Origin of the sequence: Mycolicibacterium stellerae (assembly GCF_003719305.1) — a bacterium.
GTDB lineage: Bacteria > Actinomycetota > Actinomycetes > Mycobacteriales > Mycobacteriaceae > Mycobacterium > Mycobacterium stellerae.
This window is the reverse complement of the sequence record NZ_RARC01000023.1, coordinates 37749-55882: the sequence shown is the minus strand read 5'-3', so window position 1 is coordinate 55882 and position 18134 is coordinate 37749. Positions and strand designations below refer to the sequence as shown.

Here is an 18134-nt window from a genome sequence, read left to right as displayed (position 1 = left end):
CGGGCGCAAGGAAATCGGGCATATCCCCGCACGGGTACCTTCGGAGTTGTCGCCAATCATCGACTGGGGAGCCTGAAATGACTGAATCCGAACCCACCACTGCGCCGCAGGCGCAGGCGCCGGCCACCGCACCGCCGGTCGGCCCGCCGCCGCACAACGCGGGCTGGGCCGTCGCCGCCGTGCTGTTCTTCTGGCCTCTGTCGTTTTCTGCGTTCACCCATGCGTTCAACGTCTATCCGCTGTGGGCGGCGGGCAACTATGCAGGCGCGCAGTACGCATCGGACCGGGCGCGAAGGCTCGGCCAGTTGTCGCTGTGGCTCGCAGGCGCCCTCTTGCTGTTGTTCGTGATCTTCTACGCGATCTTCGTGCTCGTGTTGATCTCGCAGGGCGGCGACTGGGGCCACCACCGCCGCTACATGGACTGAGGCCGGCGGCTCACGACGGCGACCCGGGGGCTGAACAGGCCGCCGCGCAGGGCCGACGGGCTGTAGGTGCGCAGCGAGCTGATCACGCCGTCGTGCGCGAACGGAAGCCATGGCGCAAACGGCAGCATCGTCGCCAGGAAGTCCATTTCGGTCCACGTCAACCCCGGCGTCGATAACATCACCGCCAGCGGGCAGCGCTCGCGTCCCGTCGCACAGTGCGGCCAAAGTCGAGCGTTACCACTGGTGAACATTTAAGGGGTTCCCATGGTGTCGAACGCGGCGGCAGCGATAGTGGAGAGTGTCGGTGGAGCCGACAACATCGAGGACCTGACGTACTGCGCGACGCGGCTGCGTTTCCAGCTCAGGGATTCCTCGAGCATCCAGCAATCGGACGTCGAAGCGGTGCCCGGCGTGCTGGGCGTCGTGTCCCAGGCCGGCAATCGGTACCAGGTCGTCATCGGCGGCGGCGTCCAGACCGTCTTCAACGACATCATGGCGTTGCCGGCGATGGCCAATCGTGGCGGCGGCGGGGGTGACGACGCGGCGTCCATCAAGGCCGCCGCCCGCGCCAAGGGCCCGCGTGGGAAGTTCGCCTGGCTCGACTCGTTGTTCGAGTTTCTCTCCGACTCGTTCCGGCCGATCCTGGGTGCACTGCTGGGTGCGTCGCTGTTCATCACGTTCATGTCGCTGATGAGCACATTGGGCGTCATCCCGAACTGGGCCGACCCGCGCGTCGAACTGTCGCCGTCCTGGCAGTTCATCAACCTGTGCTGGCAGTCCGTGTTCGTATTCCTGCCGTTGATGGTCGCCTACAACGCCGCGAAGAAGCTGAACGCGGACCCCTGGGTCGGGTTCGCGATCATGGCCGTCGTCATGCTGCCAGGGTTCGCCGCGCTTGAGGACGTCTCGCACAAGGTCGTGGTCTTCAGCTCCGAAGTCGACATCGTGCAAATTTTCGGTCTGCCGCTCACGGTGTTCAACTACAGCTCACAGGTGTTTCCGCCGCTGCTGATGGCCGCGGTGCTTGGCCTGTTGTACAAGACCCTGAAGAAGATCATCCCGGAAAACATTCAGCTCATCTTCGTACCGTTCTTGTCGATGCTGATCATGATCCCGCTGACGGCCTTCCTGATCGGGCCGATTGGCGTCTACGCCGGTGCCGGCCTGGCCAACGTGCTGAAGTCGATCAACGACATATCCCCGTTCATCTTCGCCATCGTCATCCCGCTGGCCTACCCGTTCATGGTGCCGCTGGGCCTGCACTGGCCGATCAACGCGATCATGCTGCTGAACATCCAGACCCTTGGCTACGACTACATCCAGGGTCCGATGGGTGCGTGGAATTTCGCCTGCTTCGGCGCCACCGCCGGGGTGCTGTACCTGTCCTGGCGGGAACGTGACATACCAATGCGGCAGACAGCGATCGGGGCCCTTGCCGCGGGTTTGCTCGGCGGCATATCCGAACCGTCGCTGTACGGCATTCACTTGCGGTTCAAACGGATTTACCCCCGAATGCTGGTCGGCTGTCTGGTGGGCGGGATCATCATCGGCATCGGCGGTGGCGTCAAGACCCAAGCGTTCGTGTTCACGTCGCTGCTGACTATTCCGGCGTTCAGCAATATGGCGCTGTACGCGATCGCGGTCGCCGCGGCGTTCGTCACCGCGATGACCCTGGTGATCCTCTCCGGCTACCGCAACCCCGAACAAGAGGCGGAATTCGAGGCTGACCGGGTGGCCGTGGCAGGTCTGCAGACCACGTCTGCCTCGGCCAGTGCCGCGACTGTGGCCGCCGGTTCGGAAATCACGTCCGTCGGGGACAGCGGCGTTACCACCGAGATCGCGTCGCCGCTCGACGGCACGGTCGTACCGCTGGCCGAGGTGCCGGACCCGGTGTTCAGTAAAGGCACCATGGGTCCCGGCGTCGCCATAATGCCTTCCGGTCGCACCGCGTACTCCCCCGGGAACGGAATCGTCGTCGCAGCACAGCCGACAGGTCACGCGTTCGGCCTTGTGCTCGACGGCGGTATCGAAGTCCTCATCCACGTCGGCATCGACACCGTTCAACTCAAGGGCGAGGGTTTCGATGTGAAGGTCAACAAGGGTGACAGGGTCACCGTCGGCACTCCACTGGTCATGTTCGACCGCAAGGTGATTGAGGACGCCGGGTATTCGTTGGTCACCCCCGTGATCGTTTTGAACGGCAAGAAGTTCGCGTCCGTGGAACCGGTCGCCTCAGGTGTGGTGAGCGCAGGCGCGCCGATCCTGAAGGTGGCCAGGAAGCCGGCGACCGCCATGGACACCGCGAGTCCCTGATGTCGGCTGCGGCCACCATCGCCGCTACATGGACTGAGGCCGGCGGCTCACGACGGCGACCTGGGGGCTGAACAGGCCACCGCGCAGTTCGATGTCGATCGACGGATCGGCGTGTGCGGCGAGGGCGCGCAGGGCCGACGGGCTGTAGGTGCGCAGCGAGCTGATCACGCCGTCGTGCACGAACGGAAGCCATGGCGCAAACGGCAGCATCGTCGCCAACCGGATGAGGTGCAGCGGCCACGGGGGCCGCGGCAGGTCGATGATCAGCAGCTTGTCGGCCACCCGGGTGCCCTCGGCGATCACCTGCGACGCCAGCGACGGCGGCAGGTGGTGAAACGACAGCACGAACACCGCAAGATCGAAATGCCCGGCCGCAGCGTCGATGGCGGTGGCGTCCATCTCGCGCACCGTCGCGCGGGGGTGCTCGCCGAGCTCGCCCGCCGCCATCGCCTGCACCGATGACAGCTCGACGTCGGTGACCGTGAGCTCGGCGCTCGGATGCCATTCGAGCAGCGTGCGCGACAGGGCGCCGTGGCCCGCGCCGAGCTCGAGGATTTTGGGGTCGGGCACGTCAGCGACCTCGTCGAGCACGGTCCGCGCGAACCTCTCGGTGTTGCCGAACACCTCGCCGGTCCACTCCAGCGCCCTGATCACGCTGCGCTTCTTCTCCTCGTCGACGTCGTCGCGGTCGAGGTACTCCAGCCGGTCGGTTTCAAGTAACCGGTCGACGCACGAGGCATCGGGCCCGCCCCTCGGCATGCGGTCAATGTCGACGATCTCGGTTGCCATGTAGTCCATGATGGACCGTTGAGCGTCTCAGGAGGGAGCAGGAGTTGGCAGAGTTCGTCGCCGCGATCGACCAAGGCACGACAAGTACCCGCGCCATGATCTTCGACCACGACGGCGCCGAGGTCGGCCGCCATCAGCTCGAGCACGAACAGATCCTGCCGCAGGCAGGCTGGGTCGAGCACAACCCGGTCGAGATCACCGAACGCACCGCATCGGTGCTGACGTCGGCGTTGAACAAGACCAAGCTGTCCGCCAATGACCTTGTGGCGCTAGGTATTACCAACCAGCGCGAGACCTCGCTGGTGTGGAACAAGAACACCGGCCGCCCGTACTACAACGCGATCGTCTGGCAGGACACCCGCACCGACCGTATCGCGTCCGCGCTCGACCGGGACGGCCGCGGCGATGTGATCAGGCAAAAGGCCGGTCTGCCGCCTGCCACGTACTTCGCGGGCGGCAAGGTGGCTTGGATCCTGGAGAACGTCGAGGGGGTGCGGGCCGACGCCGAGAAGGGCGTCGCGATCTTCGGCACCGCCGACTCGTGGGTGTTGTGGAACCTGACCGGCGGACCCCGTGGGGGTGTGCATGTCACCGACGTCACCAACGCCAGCCGAACCATGCTGATGAGCCTCGAAACGCTCGACTGGGACGACGAGCTGCTGTCGTTCTTCGACATCCCCCGGCAGATGCTGCCCGAGATCAGGCCGTCGTCATACCCCGAGTCATACGGCGTCACCCGCGACGACGGACCGCTGGGCGGACAGGTCCCGGTGACCGGGATCGTTGGCGACCAGCAGGCGGCCATGGTCGGCCAGGTGTGCCTTGCCGCGGGCGAGGCCAAGAACACCTACGGCACCGGCAACTTCCTGCTGCTCAACACCGGCGAGAAGATCGTGCGCTCGAACAACGGGCTGCTGACGACGGTCTGCTACCAGTTCGGCGACGCCAAACCCGTTTACGCGCTTGAGGGTTCGATTGCGGTCACCGGATCGGCCGTGCAGTGGCTGCGCGACCAGTTGGGCATCATCAGCGGCGCTTCGCAGAGCGAATCGCTCGCCAGGCAGGTCGAGGACAACGGCGGGGTGTACTTCGTGCCCGCCTTCTCGGGGTTGTTCGCACCGTACTGGCGCAGCGACGCGCGCGGCGCCATCGTCGGGCTGTCGCGGTACAACACCAACGCCCATGTGGCGCGCGCGACGCTGGAGGCGATCTGCTACCAGAGCCGCGACGTCGTCGACGCGATGGAGGCCGACTCGGGGGTGCACATGGAGGTGCTCAAGGTCGACGGCGGCATCACCGCCAACGACCTGTGCATGCAGATTCAGGCGGACGTCCTCGGGGTCGATGTGGTCAAGCCCGTGGTCGCCGAAACGACGGCGTTGGGCGCGGCATACGCCGCGGGACTTGCGGTCGGGTTCTGGGAGAACCCCGACGACCTACGGTCCAACTGGCGGGAGGGCAAGCGCTGGACTCCCAATTGGAGTGAGGACCAGCGCGCCGCAGGCTACGCGGGCTGGAAGAAAGCCGTCGAACGGACGCTGGACTGGGTCGACGTCGAGTGATTTCGGCGCGCTGATCGACGCTGAGCGTACGTCAGCGCGCCGAAATCACAATCAGGCCGGGCTGCTGGCGTCGTCGAGCTGCGTGCGGGTTTCGTCGTCGAGCTCGATGTCGGCGACGGCGGTGTTCTCCTCGAGGTGCCGCACCGATGATGTGCCGGGGATGAGCAGCACATTGGGCGCGACCGAAAGGGTCCACGCGAGCGCGATCTGTGCCGGGGTACGACCCGTCTGCTCTGCCGTCCGCCGGATGACCGGGTTGCCGAGGACCGGGTTGTCCGCGGCGAACGCCGAGCCGAGCGGGAAGAACGGGACGAACGCGATGTCGTGTTCGATGCAGGCGTCGAGCACCGGCTGTGAGGTCCGGTCGGCGAGGTTGTACGCGTTCTGCACGCAGACGATCTCGGTGCGCTCCAGCGCGATCTGCAGATGCTCAACGACGATGCTGCTCAACCCGATTCCGCCGATGAGGCCCTCATCTCGGGCCGTGATCATCGTGTCGAGCTGACGGTCGAACAGTTCGCGGTCGACCTTGGCGGGCGAGTTCGGGTCGGTGGCTTCGTCGTGCACGCGAAGGTTCACCGCTGCCAGCCGGTCGGTGCCAAGGGTCTGCAGGTTCTCCTCGATGCTGGCCCGCAGTTCGTCGGGCTGCTGCGCAGGCAGCCATGCGCCGGTGTCGTCGCGGCGTGCACCGACCTTGCTGACCAAGGCCAGGTCGGCGGGGTAGGGGTGCAGGGCTTCGCGGATCAGCTCGTTGGACACGTTCGGCCCGTAGAACTGCGCGGTGTCGATGTGGTTGATGCCCAGTTCGATCACGCGGCGCAGCACGGCGATTGCTTCGTCGTGGTCACGAGGCGGACCGAACACACCCGGTCCGGGCAGCTGCATCGCGCCGTAGCCGACGCGGCCGACATGGAAGGAGCCCAGCGGGAAGGTTTGCATACTCAATGCGTACACCAATCCCGCTGGGCATATTCCGACCGGCCGCGGTTACTCGGTCTCGCCGAGAATGTTGTAGACCTCGCGGCGGGCGTTGTTGACGATGTCGGCGATGCGCGCCTGCTGCTCCTCGGTTGCGGTATGCGCGGACTGCGCCACCGCACCCATCAGCTGGCTCAACGCTTTATGGAGACTGACCTGGCCGGGTTCTTCGTTTTTCCAGCCTTCGGCGATCTCCTCCCACGGCGGTGTCTCGACCTTCTCGGCGGCCGTGCGGCCGTCGTCGGTGAGCTCGAAAAGCCGCTTGCTGCCTTCGCTTTCGGTGCCCACGATGAGGCCCTCGTCGACCAGCAGCTGCAGTGTTGGGTACACCGATCCCGGGCTGGGGCGCCACAGGCCGCCGCTGCGATCGGAGATCTCTTGGATCATCTCGTATCCGTGCATTGCGCGATCGGACAGCAGAGCCAGGATGGCTGCGCGGACGTCGCCACGCTTTCCGCGTCTGCCTCCGCCGCGACGGCCGCGCGGGCCGCCGAAACCGAAGCCTCCGCGAGGATCGAACCCGCCGCGGCCGGGTCCGAACCCGAAGCCGGCCTGAAAGCCGGGGCCGAACGGGCCGCGCCGGTCTGTGCCGTGCTCCCGGATGTGTTCCCGGAACTCACGACGAGCGTGCCGCCGCTGCTCGTGCAGCGCACGACGCTGCTCCGGGTCGAACCCGAAGCCGAATCCACCGGGTGGTGGTGTGAATGGGTCATTCATGTGAAAGGTCCTTTTTCTTAGGTCAGGAACCGCCTCATGCGATTCCGATGCGTCAACGATATATCGGAATCTATCGGGATGCAACGCCGAGCGGTCGCTCGACGCACTATCGGCAGGTCACACGCTTTTCTTCAGCGGCTACGACCGCCTGCCGCGACGGCGACGTCGACGGACAGGAACGCCCCGATCGCGTTGGCCGCGCGCCAGTTGTCGGTTCGAACCGCTCGCGCAAGGTCTTCGACCAACGGACTGCGCACGCCGAGCTCCGCCAACCAACCGGAGACGGTCGTCGCGATCTCGTGGGATTTCACGTCCGCGGATCGCCCCCGCCATAAGCGATGGGTTATTCGGTAGATCGGATCGGTGCGGATCATCTGTCGGTGCATGACCGGTATTCGGCGACCTCGGGCCGACGGATGGGACTACTTCGTGTTCTTGGCACGCTTGTCGAGCTCGCGGATGACCCAACGCGCCCAGTCGGCCTCCATGGCGCCGAGCCGAAGGCCGTATTCGAGTGCGGCACGGCCGAAGAACAGGCCGTCCCCGTCGGTCCAGTCGATGGAGTCGCTGAGAGCCTTGAGCCGCTTCACCTCCGAGTCGGCGTGCTCGGCGACCGCGGCCATGTGCCTGCGGGCCTGTTCGGGTTCGATCTCGCCCAGCAGGAACACGCGCAACAGCGAAGCATCCCGAAACGGCGGGTCGTCCTCGGGGTTCATCACCCAGCGCTGCAACTCGGCGCGCCCGGCTGACGTGATTCGGTACTCCTTGCGCCCGCGGGGCCCGATGTCCGCCACCTCGATGAGCCCGGCGTCGGCGAGCTTGTTGAGCTCGCCGTAGAGCTGGCTCTGGGTCGCGGGCCACACATTGGCCATCGACTTCTCGAACGTCTTCAGCAGGTCATACCCGCTGCCGGGCTGCTGTGCCAACAAGCCGAGCGCCGCCATCCGCAGACTCACCCGATGATCGTACTCCACTCTTGACAGGTCATTAATGACATGTCACATTAGAAATGTCAACAACAGGAGACTTCAATGACCGAGACCACTTCGAACGTTTCAGCCATCTTCGGCACCGACGACTTCTTCCAGCGCGACAACTACGCGCCCGTCGCCGATGAGCTCACCGAGTTCGACCTCACCGTCGAAGGCGCCATCCCTGCCGAGCTCGACGGCTGGTATCTGCGCAACGGACCCAACCCGCGAGTCCCGACGGGACACTGGTTCAGCGGTGACGGGATGATCCACGGCATCCGGGTCGAGCGTGGCCGCGCCGCCTGGTACCGCAACCGGTGGGTGCGCACCGAGAGCTTCGAGAAGAGCTTCCCGATCTACAACGCAGACGGCACCCGCAACCTGCACTCCAGCGTCGCCAACACGCACGTGGTCAATCACGCGGGCAAGACGCTGGCGCTCGTCGAATCATCGCTGCCATACGAGATCACCAACGAGCTGGAAACATTGGGCGCCTACGACTTCGGCGGCAAGCTCGCCGACTCGATGACGGCGCACCCCAAGATCTGCCCGACAACCGGCGAGCTGCACTTCTTCGGCTACGGCAGCATCTTCTCGCCGCACGTCACCTATCACCGTGCCGACGCCAACGGCGAGCTGACCATCAACCGCCCGCTCGACGTCCCGGCGCTGACGATGATGCACGACTTCGCACTGACGGCGCGACATGTCGTCTTCATGGATCTGCCCGTCGTGTTCGATCTTGACGTCGCGATGGCGGGCAACCGCGACATGCCCTACCGCTGGGATGACAACTACGGCGCCCGCCTCGGTGTGCTGCGACGAGACGATCCGTTCGGCGAGGTCCGTTGGTTCGACATCGACCCGTGCTACGTGTTCCATGTCGCCAACGCCTACGATGACGGCAATTCGATTGTGCTGCAAGCTATCCGATACCCCGAGCTGTGGCGTGGCACCAGTGGCTTCGAAACCGACGGCGTGCTGTGGAGCTGGATCATCGACCTGGGCACCGGCAAGGTCGCCGAGCGTCAGCTAGACGACCGGCCTATCGAGTTCCCGCGCATCGACGACCGGCTGGCCGGCCTGCCCGCCCGCTACGCGGTGTCGGTCGGTGAGACCGCGTTGGTTCGCTACGACCTCGACACCGGCAGTGCCGTCGAGCATCGGCTCGGTACCGAGAAGGCGCCGGGCCGGCCCGGCGAGGCGGTGTTCGTGCCGTCGACCACCGGGCCCGCCGATGAAGGCAACGGCTGGTACCTCGGCTACGTCTACGATTCGGCACGCGACGGCAGCGATCTGGTGATCATCGACGCGTCCGACTTCGCGGGCGATCCGGTGGCCAGAATCAAGCTGCCGCACCGGGTTCCGTTCGGCTTCCACGGGAACTGGATTGGCGCGTAGCTCACGCGGGACGGGCCGCGGCGGCCCGGTGCGTGTTCGGGCTGACGCCGTATGCGCGTTTGAACGCGCTGCTCAACGCGAACGGCGTGCCATAGCCGACCTGCTTGGCGACTGCCGCGATCGTCGCCTGGCTTGACCGCAGCAGGTCGGCGGCCAACGCGAGTCGCCAACCTGTCAAGAACGCGATGGGTGGCTCGCCGACCTGTTCGGTGAACCGGCGCGCGAACGCCGCACGCGAAGAGCCGACGGCGCCAGCGAGGTTGGCCACGGTCCACGGATGCGACGGGTTGTTGTAGATCAGTCGCAGCGCCGGCCCGACGACCGGATCCTGTTCGGCGTGCCACCACGCCGGGGCGTTCTCCTCGCGGTCGAACCAGGTGCGTAGCACCGCGATCAGCAGCAGATCGAGCAGCCGGTCGAGGTACGCCTCCTGACCAGAACCGTCGCGGCTGGCTTCGGCGGCCAACAGGTCGACCAGCGGGGTGTCCCACTCGTGCGCCCGAAGCACCAACACGGTCGGCAGCGCATCGAGCAGCCGGGCACTGACCTCGCTTTGCCCTTCATAGGCGCAGACGATCGATCGATCGGCCCCGCCGGCGCTGGTGCCCCAGGTGCGTACCCCGAGCGACATCTCGAAGTGGAGGTCGGCGCCGGACAGCGTGGTGCAGCGGTTGCCGGGATGGATGACGATCGTGGGCGCGGTGGTTGGGTCGTCGGCGAAACGGTAGTGCTCGGTGCCACGGGTGAGTGCGACGTCCCCGGCCTCGAGCCAAACGGTCCCGCAGCTGTCGCCGACGATGGCCGCCCTGCCCTGGGTCTGGCAGATCAGGGTCAGCGGCGCGTCGTCCTGAATGCGCATCGACCACGGCGGGTCCAGCACCATCCGCAGCACGAACGCACCGCGCGCGCGTACCCCATCGAGAAGTCCGACGACGGCGTCCACGCCCGCGAGCCTAGCGCTGCCCTAGCGCGGCCGGTATGCCGCAAGGAAGACGTCGACGGCGGCTCGGGCATAGGCCTCGACGTCGAAATCAACAAGTACTTTCGGGGCGCCCTGAAACAATGCCTGATCGATCGGCCTGCCCACCACCAGGAATGCGAAATGCTCTGCGGCAAGCGATGGTTCGGGTGTGTTCAAGACACCGCGCCTATCGAGTTCGCCGAACGTCTCGGTGAGTGCAGTGAGTGTGCGCAGTGGCGCGTGCTCGTAGTAGAGCCGAGCCAGTTCTGGCAACCGATTCGCCTCGCCGATCACCAGCCGTCGCAGTTGGACTACGCGTTCGTCCAACACCGTGCGCAGGTAGTCGCCTGCGAGGAGGACCAGGTCGGATTCCAGATCGCCGCTGACGGTCAGCGCGGCGATCCGGTCCCGGATGGTGGAGGCTGCAGTGTCGAGCGCGTCGCTGACGATTGCGAACAGCAGCTCCCGCTTCTCGCCGAAATGCTTGTAGACGGTCTGCTTCGAAACGGCGGCGGTTGCCGCGACCTGATCCATGCTGGTGCCCTGATAGCCGTTGCTCAGGAACAGCTGCTGGCCGGCTATGAGGATCGTCTGCCGCTTTCGTGCGGAGCGCGCTGGAAGCATCGCCTCGATCATGTCCCGATCCGTTCCATCCAGTGAGAGTACTAGACAGTCCAGTTCCCGCCCGATTACAGTACTGAACCGTCTAGTTCCACAGGGAGGCTCAATCATGACCGCTGCGACAACGTGCCCACCCTTGGCCGATCGCGTCACGAAGTCGCTGCTCGGTTACGGGGTGATCGCAGGACCCCTCTACGTCGCCTCGGTAGCCGCGCAGGTGGCGACCAGGGAGGGCTTCGACCCCACCCGGCACGCCGCAAGCCAACTCGCCAACGGCGACCTCGGCTGGGTGCAAATAGTCACCTTCCTCGTCACGGGCGCCATGACCATTGCCGCCGCAGTGGGCGTTCGACGGGCGCTCGGCGCCGGCCGTTCCTCTGCGTGGGCGGCGGGCCTGCTCGGCGCTTATGGCGCCGGCTTGGTCGCAGCAGGGATTTTTCGCGCCGATCCGTCCGACGGCTTCCCGCCCGGCACACCACCCGGAATGGCTGAACCGACATGGCACGCAATGGTTCATCTCACGGTCGCGGGCGTCGCGTTCATCGCTCTCGTGGCCTCGTGCTTCGTCTTCGCTGCATGTTTCTCGCGCGCCGGTGAAGGGGGCTGGGCGTGGTTCTCGCGGGTCACCGGACTCGTTTTCGCGGGCACTTTCGCCTTTATGGCATCAGGCGCGGGCGCCGTCGCGATCCTGTCGTTTACCGCAGCGGTCGTCTTGGCGTGGGCCTGGATGACCGCTATCTCCATCAAGCTCTACAAGGGCGTTGGGATGTAGACGACTACGTATGTGATCGCGACGATCAACGATGGATCGTCTCGGCCGCCATCGGTTGACTCCAACTCATGAACATGAGTCCGACCGTCGTCCTTGTCTCCATCGCCGCGATCGCCAGCGCGGCCGCCGCGGGAATGATGTACGTCTTCTCCACCTTCGTGATGCGCGGACTGGATCGCACCGGCCCGCTCAGCGCGATCACCGCGATGCGCGGTATCAACACCGAAGCGAACGCCAATGCACCCTTCCTGGTGGCCTACCTCGGGGCGGCCGTGCTCGCGGCGGCCGTCGGGGTGGTGGCCATCGTCCAGATTCGCCAACCGGGCAGCGGATGGCTTCTGGCCGGTGCGATCTTCGGCGTGCTCGGCGCCGTCATCACGGTGGCGTTCAACGTGCCGCTCAACAACCACCTCGACTCCGTCGACCCGGCGGGACTGTCGCTCGCCGACGCCGCCGGTGAATGGCAGGCGTACTTCTCGACGTGGACGGCGTGGAACCACGTCCGCACCTGCACCGCCATCGTGGCCCCTGCGCTGATGCTGATCGGCGCACGGTATCGCTGACCCGATCAGCCAGGCGGGGCGAAGCCGCCGCCGTCGGGTGGCGGGGCAACCGGCGGCGGCGGAGACCAGGACTGCGGCGCAGGCGCCCCCTGCGCCGGCGCTGGTGCCCACTGCGGGGGAGCACCCCACGACGGTGGCGGTGGTGGTGGCTCCGCCGGCGCGGGTCGTAGCCGCTCCAATTCTCGTCGGTGCCGTTCGGCAAGCACAGCCGCGAGCACGTACTGCGGGGGGACACTGGGCGGAGGCGGCGGGGAGACCCGCGCGACCACGTCACCGGCGATGCGATGGGCCATCTGCTCGCGGATTCGAGGATCCAACTGCGATGCGCGAGAGAGGAATTGGCGGGCCAACTCGGCCTGCTCGGGACCCAGTCCCGATAGCTGCAGCGACGATGCCCACCACGCCAACGACGGAGGCATCACCGGGGGAGGCGGAAGCTTCGGCCCGCGCTCGCTGATCACGACGGTGCCTGCGAACACATCGCCGATCCGTTTGCCCTTCGACGACAGCAGGCTGCAGATCACCGCGGGCCCGCCGAAGAACGTCCAGATCTCGATCACCGATGCCAGTGCCCGAAACAGTGCTTGCCGGAAGCGCTCCGGGCCGCCGTCGTCGGACACCACCCGCAGCCCGAGCGCCATCTTGCCCAGCGTCCTGCCTCGCGTCGCGCTCTCGAATATCAGCGGATAGCCGACCATGGTCAGCACGGTGAAGATGACCAGTACCGCGCCCGACAGCGCGGAATCGAACCGGTCCAGCGTCGTCGCCCACAGCATCACGCCGGCGATGTAGCCGACGAAGATCACCGCGATGTCGATCAGCGCGGACAGCGCCCGCACCGGCAGCTGCGCGATCTGAACATCGAGCACGACGGCGTCGCCGGTCACCACCTGTTCTGCATGCCCGACCATGAAAGCCCACGCTACTAGGATTTGGAGGGTGGATGTCGACGCGTTCGTGCTCGCCCATCGGCCGACGTGGCAGCGGCTCGAGGAGCTGGTCAAGCGGCGTCGGCGGCTGACCGGCGCCGAGGTCGACGAGCTGGTCGACCTTTATCAGCGGGTGTCGACGCATTTGTCGATGGTGCGGACGGCATCCGGCGACTCGGTGCTGGTGGGCCGGTTGTCGTCGCTGGTCGCCAGGGCCCGGTCGGCGGTCACCAGTGCCCACGCACCGCTGTGGAGTGAATTCGTCCGGTTCTGGACGGTGTCGTTCCCGGTCGTCGCCTACCGCAGCTGGCGGTGGTGGGCCGCGACCGCGCTGGCCTTCTTCGTCGTCACCGTCATCATCGCGGTGTGGGTGGCCGGCAACCCGGAAGTGCAGGCCACCGTCGGAACTCCCAGTGAGATAGACCAATTGGTGAACCACGAGTTCGCCGACTACTACAGCGAGCACCCTGCAGGCTCGTTCGCGTTGCAGGTGTGGACGAACAACGCCTGGGTGGCCGCCCGGTGCATCGCGTTCGCACTGCTGCTCGGCATTCCCATTCCGTATCTGCTGTTTCAGAACGCCGCCAACGTCGGAGTCATCGCGGGCCTGATGTTCGACGCGGGCAAGGGCGACATCATGCTCGGCCTGCTCGCCCCGCACGGGTTGATCGAGCTGACCGCGGTGTTCCTTGCGGGCGCGGTCGGCATGCAGCTCGGCTGGTCGGTGATCTCGCCGGGCAACCGCCCTCGGCTTCAGGTGCTCGCAGAACGGGGCAGGGCAGTGGTGTCCGTCGCGGTCGGATTGGTCGCGGTGCTGTTGGTCGCGGGCCTGATCGAAGCCCTTGTCACGCCGTCACCGCTGCCGACATTCGTGCGGATCGGAATCGGCATTCTCGCCGAGGCCGGGTTCCTGGCCTATGTCATTCACTTCGGTCGAAAAGCCGTTGCGGCGAACGAGACCGGTGATGTCGACGACGCGCCGGACGTCGTCCCGACGGGCTGACCCGTGCCTTCGGGGCCGGATTACCCTAAAGCCGGACTACAGCCGGCCGCTGGCCTTCATCGCCAGATAGTGGTCGGCCAGCGCGGGCGCCAACTCCTCCGGCGCCGCATCGACGACGTCGACCCCGTGGCGACGCAGCCTCGATGCGATCATCCGCCGGTCGTTGCGCGCCCGTTCCGCAGCGGCGGCGTCGTACACCTGCGCGGCGTCGTCCCGGCCTGCCGCAAGCCGGTCGACTCGAGGGTCGGCGACCGCGGCCAACAACACCTGGTGCTTGGCCGACAGCGCGGGCAACACCGTCATCAGGCCCTCGTCGAGCGACGAGGCGTTCAGGTCAGTCATCAGCACCACCAGCGCCCGTCGCCGCACCCGGCGCGCTACGGCCGACACCATCGCGGTGGCGTCCGATTCGACGAGCGCGGGCTCAAGGGGAGCCATCGCGTTGACCAACTGCGCGAGAAGTTCGGTCCGCGATGCGTTGAACACGCTGGCTCGGCTGACCCGGTCATGGGCCAGGAAGTCGACGTGATCGCCGGCCCGGGAAGCCAACGCCGCCAACAACAGCGCCGCATCCATCGACCAGTCCAGCCGGGGCCAGCCGCCGGGGTCGGCTCTGGTGGGGTCGACGCCGACCCGGCCCGCCGATGTGCGGCCGGTGTCCAAGACGATGACCACACGACGATCGCGCTCGGGCCGCCACGTGCGCACCACGACGTCGGCGCGGCGGGCGGTGGCGCGCCAGTCGATGGACCGGACGTCATCGCCGATGACATATTCACGCAGAGAGTCGAATTCGGTGCCCCGCCCGCGGATCAGCACCGGAACCATGCCCTCCAGTTCCCGCAGCTTGGCCAGTCGCGACGGCAGATGCTTACGGGACAGAAACGGCGGCAGGATCCGTATCTCCCACGGCACCCGGTGCGAACCCTGCCTGCCGGCAAGGCCGAGCGGACCGATCGAGCGGGCCGTGACCAACGCCGACTGCTGATCGCCGCGGCGCACCGGCCGCAGCCAGGTCTGCACCTGAATCTGTTGTCCCGCAGCCACGTCCAGTGGGTGCGTGCGCGGCTCGGCGCGTCCACTCGGCGGCCAGGCGTCGCGGACCTCGCCGTTGAACCGGCTGCGGCCGACGTTCTGGATCGTCAGCCCGGCGGCGACGGGCTGACCCAGTCGCGCGGCGGTCTCCCCCGACCTGACGAACCTGAGCCGGCGGGTACTGCCTGCCAAGGCGATGTCCACCGCGACCGCAATCACAAGAAGAGCCAGCAGGGCAATGAACGCCGTTGCGGGCCAGGGTGACAGCGCGATGGGCAATACGCAGATCAACGCCACCAGGCCGGTACGGCCGGTGAGCACCACTACCGGGGCACCGGAACGGCCGCCAGGATGCCGTCGAGCACACCGTCGGGATTCGCGCCCTCCAGTTCGGCCTCCGGTCGCAGCGCCACCCGGTGCCGCAGCGTCGGGCGCGCCATGGCTTTGACGTCATCGGGTGTCACGTAGTTGCGGCCCGACAGCCATGCCCAGGACCGCGCGGTGGCCAACAGTGCGGTCGCGCCACGCGGTGACACGCCGAGCTGGAGAGAAGGCGAATGCCTTGTGGCTCCGGCGATGTCGACGATGTAGCCGAGCACTTCGTCGGCCACCAGCACCTGCCGCACCGCCGCACGTCCCGCGGCGAGTTCGGCGGGCCCCGCGACGGCCTGCACCGCGGACAGGTCGCGCGGGTCGAAGCCGCGCGCGTGCCGGTCCAGGATCGCGATCTCGTGGTCGCGCGGTGGCAACGGCACATTGAGCTTCAGCAGGAAACGGTCCAGCTGCGCCTCGGGAAGTTGGTAGGTGCCCTCGTACTCGATGGGGTTCTGTGTCGCGGCGACGATGAAAGGATCGGGCAGCGGACGGGCCTCGCCTTCTACGCTGACCTGGCGTTCCTCCATCGCTTCCAGCAGTGCGGCCTGGGTCTTGGGTGGGGTGCGGTTGATCTCGTCGGCCAGCAGCAGGTTGGTGAAGACCGGGCCCGCGTGAAATTCGAACTCGGCGGTGCGCGCGTCATAGACCAGCGAGCCGGTCACGTCGCCGGGCATCAGGTCCGGGGTGAACTGAACTCGTTTGAACTCCAGTTGGAGGGCCGCGGCGAGGGTACGCACGAGAAGCGTCTTGGCCACGCCCGGCACACCCTCGAGCAGCACGTGGCCGCGGCACAGCAGGGCGATCACGAGGCCACTGACGACGGCGTCCTGGCCGACGACCACCTTGGCGATCTCGTTTCGCAAGGCCAACAACGCATTCCGTGCGCCGTCCGATGTCGCGGGGGTTGTGGCTGCTACTGGCTGAGTCACGACTGGGCGACCTGCCTTTCGATGTTGTCGAGAGCGTGGGAGAGGTTCAGCAGGTCGGTGTCGGTGGCAGGGGCGGGCCCGAACAGGGTGTGCCGGACGAACTCCGGGTCCTGCCCGATTCGTCCGACGACGGCAGCCGCGATGGCCGCGGGGTCGGCGTTGGGTCCGAGCCCGAGGCGGGGCAGCAGACGCTGCAGCGTCGCAGTGCGCAGCGCGTCGGCGGCGCGGTCACCCGCACGATGCGACCGATAGAGCCTGCCGCGGCCCTCCACGGTCTCCGACGCGCGCACCACGACCGGCAGTCGCTCGGCGACCAGCGGGCCGATTCGTCGGCCCTTCCACAGCGCGACCAACAGCACGACCAGGCACAGCTGCAGGAAGATCCACGTCACGCGGTCGGGGATGAGGTCAAAAACTGTCGCACCGCCTGATGATTCGCCCTCGGTGTGTTGCGGGGCGTACCAGATGACCCGTGGCGCCGCGCCGGCCAGGTTCATGGCCAGCGCCGCGTTGCCCCGCTTCAGCAGTCCCGAGTTGGCCATGAAGTCCGAGGTGCCGACGACCGTCACGGTGCGACCCTCGTCGGTGTAGCGGACGACCGCCCCCTCGTAGCACCGTGTCACCGGCACGTCGCCTTCCGCCTCGAATGCGTCGCTCGCACCGAACTGGACATCCCCGGCCCTGGTGGCCTCCCGCAGATCGCAGTCCGGAGAGCCGCCTTCACTGCCCAGCGCGTCGCGGCGAACCTCGGACGCGAGAACCTCTCTCGTCCGCGAGATCGGCTCGACGACGAGCCGGTCGCCGGGCACTGCAGCCAGCCGGCGCAGTACGTCATCGTCGACGAGGTGGTTCGTCTGCACGGTGATGACCAGTGTGTCTGGTCGTGCCGCCCGTTCGACGGCATCGATGTCGTCTGCGACGACCACATCGACACCGTGGTCGCGCAACAAGGTGACCAAGGCATGAGCGCCCTCGGGAGATGTTGCGGCAGGGTCCATCCGGCCGCCGGGCCGGGCCGACGTCAGAAGTGTCGTCAACGCGGCGACAGCGGTGATGAGGACCAGCGCAGAGATCACCCAACGGCCCGCCCGCCAGCGCTGCCTCGCCGTCGGTGCAATCGCGGTGTCGACGTCTGTCATCGAATCGCCGTCCAGGTGTCTGTCGCGGCGGGGATCGCCGACGTGCCAGACCTCGTCGCACCGCGGGACCGTAGATGGCGGTCGAGGTCGGTGATCATCCGGTAGGCAGGCTCGGTGCCGGGCCGCTCGCCGTAGGTGACATCGTTGAACGCGGTTGCGGCTTGCGTCAGTTCGCCGCCGAGGTCCGGAAGGGCCGCTCCGGCATCCACCGCGAGCTCGGTCGCCGTCCTGCCCGGCACGGGGTTGAGCACGCCGTCTTCCTCGAGCTGTCGCGCGACGGCTCTGAGGCGGTGGCGGATGGCGGCGGCCCAATTACCCTGCGCGGCAAATTGTTCGGCGGTCGCGCGGTGCGCAGCGGCGGTCAATTCATGCGAATCGAACAGTGCGTGCTCGCCGCCGCGGTTTGTACGCATGGTGCGCCGCGCGATTCGCACCGCCACCACAATCGCGATCGCGAGGATGATGAGCAGCACAGAAATGGTGAACCAGCCGCCTGGCAGCTTCGAGCCCTCCTGCACTATGCGGTAGAGCAGGTCGTCCAGCCACTCCGAGAAACGTTGGGTCAGAGATGGCTTGGGATAGATGGGCTTTGCGAGTTCACGCTGGGCCGCCTCATGGGCGGCGTCTCGGTCGATATCGATTGCGGGCACG

19 protein-coding genes and 1 pseudogene are annotated in these 18134 nt (G+C 66.8%); 7 read left to right on the top strand and 13 right to left on the bottom strand.

Annotated elements, in window-relative coordinates:
• Positions 1-77: 77 nt before the first annotated feature.
• The gene (locus D6M19_RS23790; protein WP_123027730.1) at positions 78-425 is read left to right on the top strand and encodes a CD225/dispanin family protein; all 348 of its coding nucleotides are present in this window, start codon (positions 78-80) and stop codon (positions 423-425) included.
• Here D6M19_RS23790 and D6M19_RS23785 read toward each other — a convergent pair.
• Positions 413-562: pseudogene (locus D6M19_RS23785) on the bottom strand (methyltransferase type 11); the annotation flags it as partial. The gene D6M19_RS23790 and the pseudogene D6M19_RS23785 sit on opposite strands and share 13 nt — an antisense overlap.
• 127 nt (positions 563-689) lie before the next feature.
• Between D6M19_RS23785 and D6M19_RS23780 the strand changes: the two are divergent.
• On the top strand, positions 690-2738 hold the full coding sequence (locus tag D6M19_RS23780) for a glucose PTS transporter subunit IIA (protein ID WP_206428619.1): 2049 nt from the start codon (positions 690-692) through the stop codon (positions 2736-2738).
• Positions 2739-2762: 24 nt separating this feature from the next.
• On the opposite strand, the gene D6M19_RS23775 is transcribed toward D6M19_RS23780, so the two are convergent.
• Complete coding sequence (locus D6M19_RS23775; protein WP_206428618.1) at positions 2763-3536, bottom strand: class I SAM-dependent methyltransferase; 774 nt, start codon at positions 3534-3536, stop codon at positions 2763-2765.
• Positions 3537-3571: 35 nt separating this feature from the next.
• Here D6M19_RS23775 and glpK point away from each other — a divergent pair, with 35 nt between their 5' ends.
• Positions 3572-5089, top strand: a complete 1518-nt coding sequence (glpK, locus tag D6M19_RS23770) for a glycerol kinase GlpK (RefSeq protein WP_123027729.1) — start codon at positions 3572-3574, stop codon at positions 5087-5089.
• A 51-nt stretch (positions 5090-5140) separates the two neighbouring features.
• Here the strand turns inward: glpK and D6M19_RS23765 are convergent, their stop codons facing one another.
• The 4 genes from D6M19_RS23765 to D6M19_RS23750 form a co-directional block, all read right to left on the bottom strand.
• Positions 5141-6028 (bottom strand): oxidoreductase, encoded by an 888-nt coding sequence (locus D6M19_RS23765; protein WP_123027728.1) that lies wholly within the window; start codon positions 6026-6028, stop codon positions 5141-5143.
• Between the two features lie 48 nt (positions 6029-6076).
• Positions 6077-6784 carry a PadR family transcriptional regulator gene (locus D6M19_RS23760; RefSeq protein ID WP_123027727.1) on the bottom strand — a complete coding sequence of 236 codons (708 nt, stop codon included), beginning with the start codon at positions 6782-6784 and terminating at the stop codon, positions 6077-6079.
• A gap of 131 nt (positions 6785-6915) precedes the next feature.
• On the bottom strand, positions 6916-7095 hold the full coding sequence (locus tag D6M19_RS23755) for an Rv2628 protein family (RefSeq protein WP_407665401.1): 180 nt from the start codon (positions 7093-7095) through the stop codon (positions 6916-6918).
• A gap of 111 nt (positions 7096-7206) precedes the next feature.
• Positions 7207-7740: a PadR family transcriptional regulator gene (locus D6M19_RS23750; RefSeq protein WP_123027774.1), complete on the bottom strand. Its 534-nt coding sequence runs from the start codon at positions 7738-7740 to the stop codon at positions 7207-7209.
• Positions 7741-7815: 75 nt separating this feature from the next.
• On the opposite strand from D6M19_RS23750, the gene D6M19_RS23745 reads away from it, so the two are divergent.
• Positions 7816-9156, top strand: coding sequence for a carotenoid oxygenase family protein (locus tag D6M19_RS23745; protein WP_123027725.1), 1341 nt, complete (start codon positions 7816-7818; stop codon positions 9154-9156).
• 1 nt (position 9157) lies between these two features.
• Here D6M19_RS23745 and D6M19_RS23740 read toward each other — a convergent pair whose 3' ends face one another.
• Positions 9158-10099 (bottom strand): AraC family transcriptional regulator, encoded by a 942-nt coding sequence (locus tag D6M19_RS23740; RefSeq protein WP_123027724.1) that lies wholly within the window; start codon positions 10097-10099, stop codon positions 9158-9160.
• A gap of 21 nt (positions 10100-10120) precedes the next feature.
• Positions 10121-10753, bottom strand: a complete 633-nt coding sequence (locus D6M19_RS23735; protein ID WP_123027723.1) for a TetR/AcrR family transcriptional regulator — start codon at positions 10751-10753, stop codon at positions 10121-10123.
• A 94-nt stretch (positions 10754-10847) separates the two neighbouring features.
• Between D6M19_RS23735 and D6M19_RS23730 the strand changes: the two genes are divergently transcribed.
• Complete coding sequence (locus tag D6M19_RS23730) at positions 10848-11510, top strand: DUF998 domain-containing protein (RefSeq protein WP_123027722.1); 663 nt, start codon at positions 10848-10850, stop codon at positions 11508-11510.
• A 68-nt stretch (positions 11511-11578) separates the two neighbouring features.
• On the top strand, positions 11579-12073 hold the full coding sequence (locus tag D6M19_RS23725) for an anthrone oxygenase family protein (RefSeq protein WP_123027721.1): 495 nt from the start codon (positions 11579-11581) through the stop codon (positions 12071-12073).
• Positions 12074-12078: 5 nt separating this feature from the next.
• Here the strand turns inward: D6M19_RS23725 and D6M19_RS23720 are convergent, their stop codons facing one another.
• Positions 12079-12984 carry an RDD family protein gene (locus D6M19_RS23720; protein ID WP_123027720.1) on the bottom strand — a complete coding sequence of 302 codons (906 nt, stop codon included), beginning with the start codon at positions 12982-12984 and terminating at the stop codon, positions 12079-12081.
• 28 nt (positions 12985-13012) lie between these two features.
• On the opposite strand from D6M19_RS23720, the gene D6M19_RS23715 reads away from it, so the two are divergent.
• The gene (locus tag D6M19_RS23715; protein WP_123027719.1) at positions 13013-14005 is read left to right on the top strand and encodes a stage II sporulation protein M; all 993 of its coding nucleotides are present in this window, start codon (positions 13013-13015) and stop codon (positions 14003-14005) included.
• 36 nt (positions 14006-14041) lie between these two features.
• Here the strand turns inward: D6M19_RS23715 and D6M19_RS23710 are convergent, their stop codons facing one another.
• The 4 genes from D6M19_RS23710 to D6M19_RS23695 are packed head-to-tail and all read right to left on the bottom strand — an operon-like array spanning position 14042 to position 18133.
• A complete protein-coding gene (locus tag D6M19_RS23710; RefSeq protein ID WP_123027718.1) occupies positions 14042-15364 on the bottom strand; it encodes a DUF58 domain-containing protein in 1323 nt (440 codons plus the stop codon).
• Positions 15364-16344 carry an AAA family ATPase gene (locus tag D6M19_RS23705; protein WP_123027717.1) on the bottom strand — a complete coding sequence of 327 codons (981 nt, stop codon included), beginning with the start codon at positions 16342-16344 and terminating at the stop codon, positions 15364-15366. The genes D6M19_RS23710 and D6M19_RS23705 overlap by 1 nt, the downstream gene beginning before the upstream one ends.
• Entirely contained in the window at positions 16341-17483 is a 1143-nt protein-coding gene (locus tag D6M19_RS23700) for a DUF4350 domain-containing protein (protein WP_123027716.1), read from the bottom strand. The genes D6M19_RS23705 and D6M19_RS23700 overlap by 4 nt, the downstream gene beginning before the upstream one ends.
• A complete protein-coding gene (locus D6M19_RS23695) occupies positions 17480-18133 on the bottom strand; it encodes a DUF4129 domain-containing protein (RefSeq protein ID WP_123027715.1) in 654 nt (217 codons plus the stop codon). The genes D6M19_RS23700 and D6M19_RS23695 overlap by 4 nt, the downstream gene beginning before the upstream one ends.
• Position 18134 lies beyond the last annotated feature (1 nt).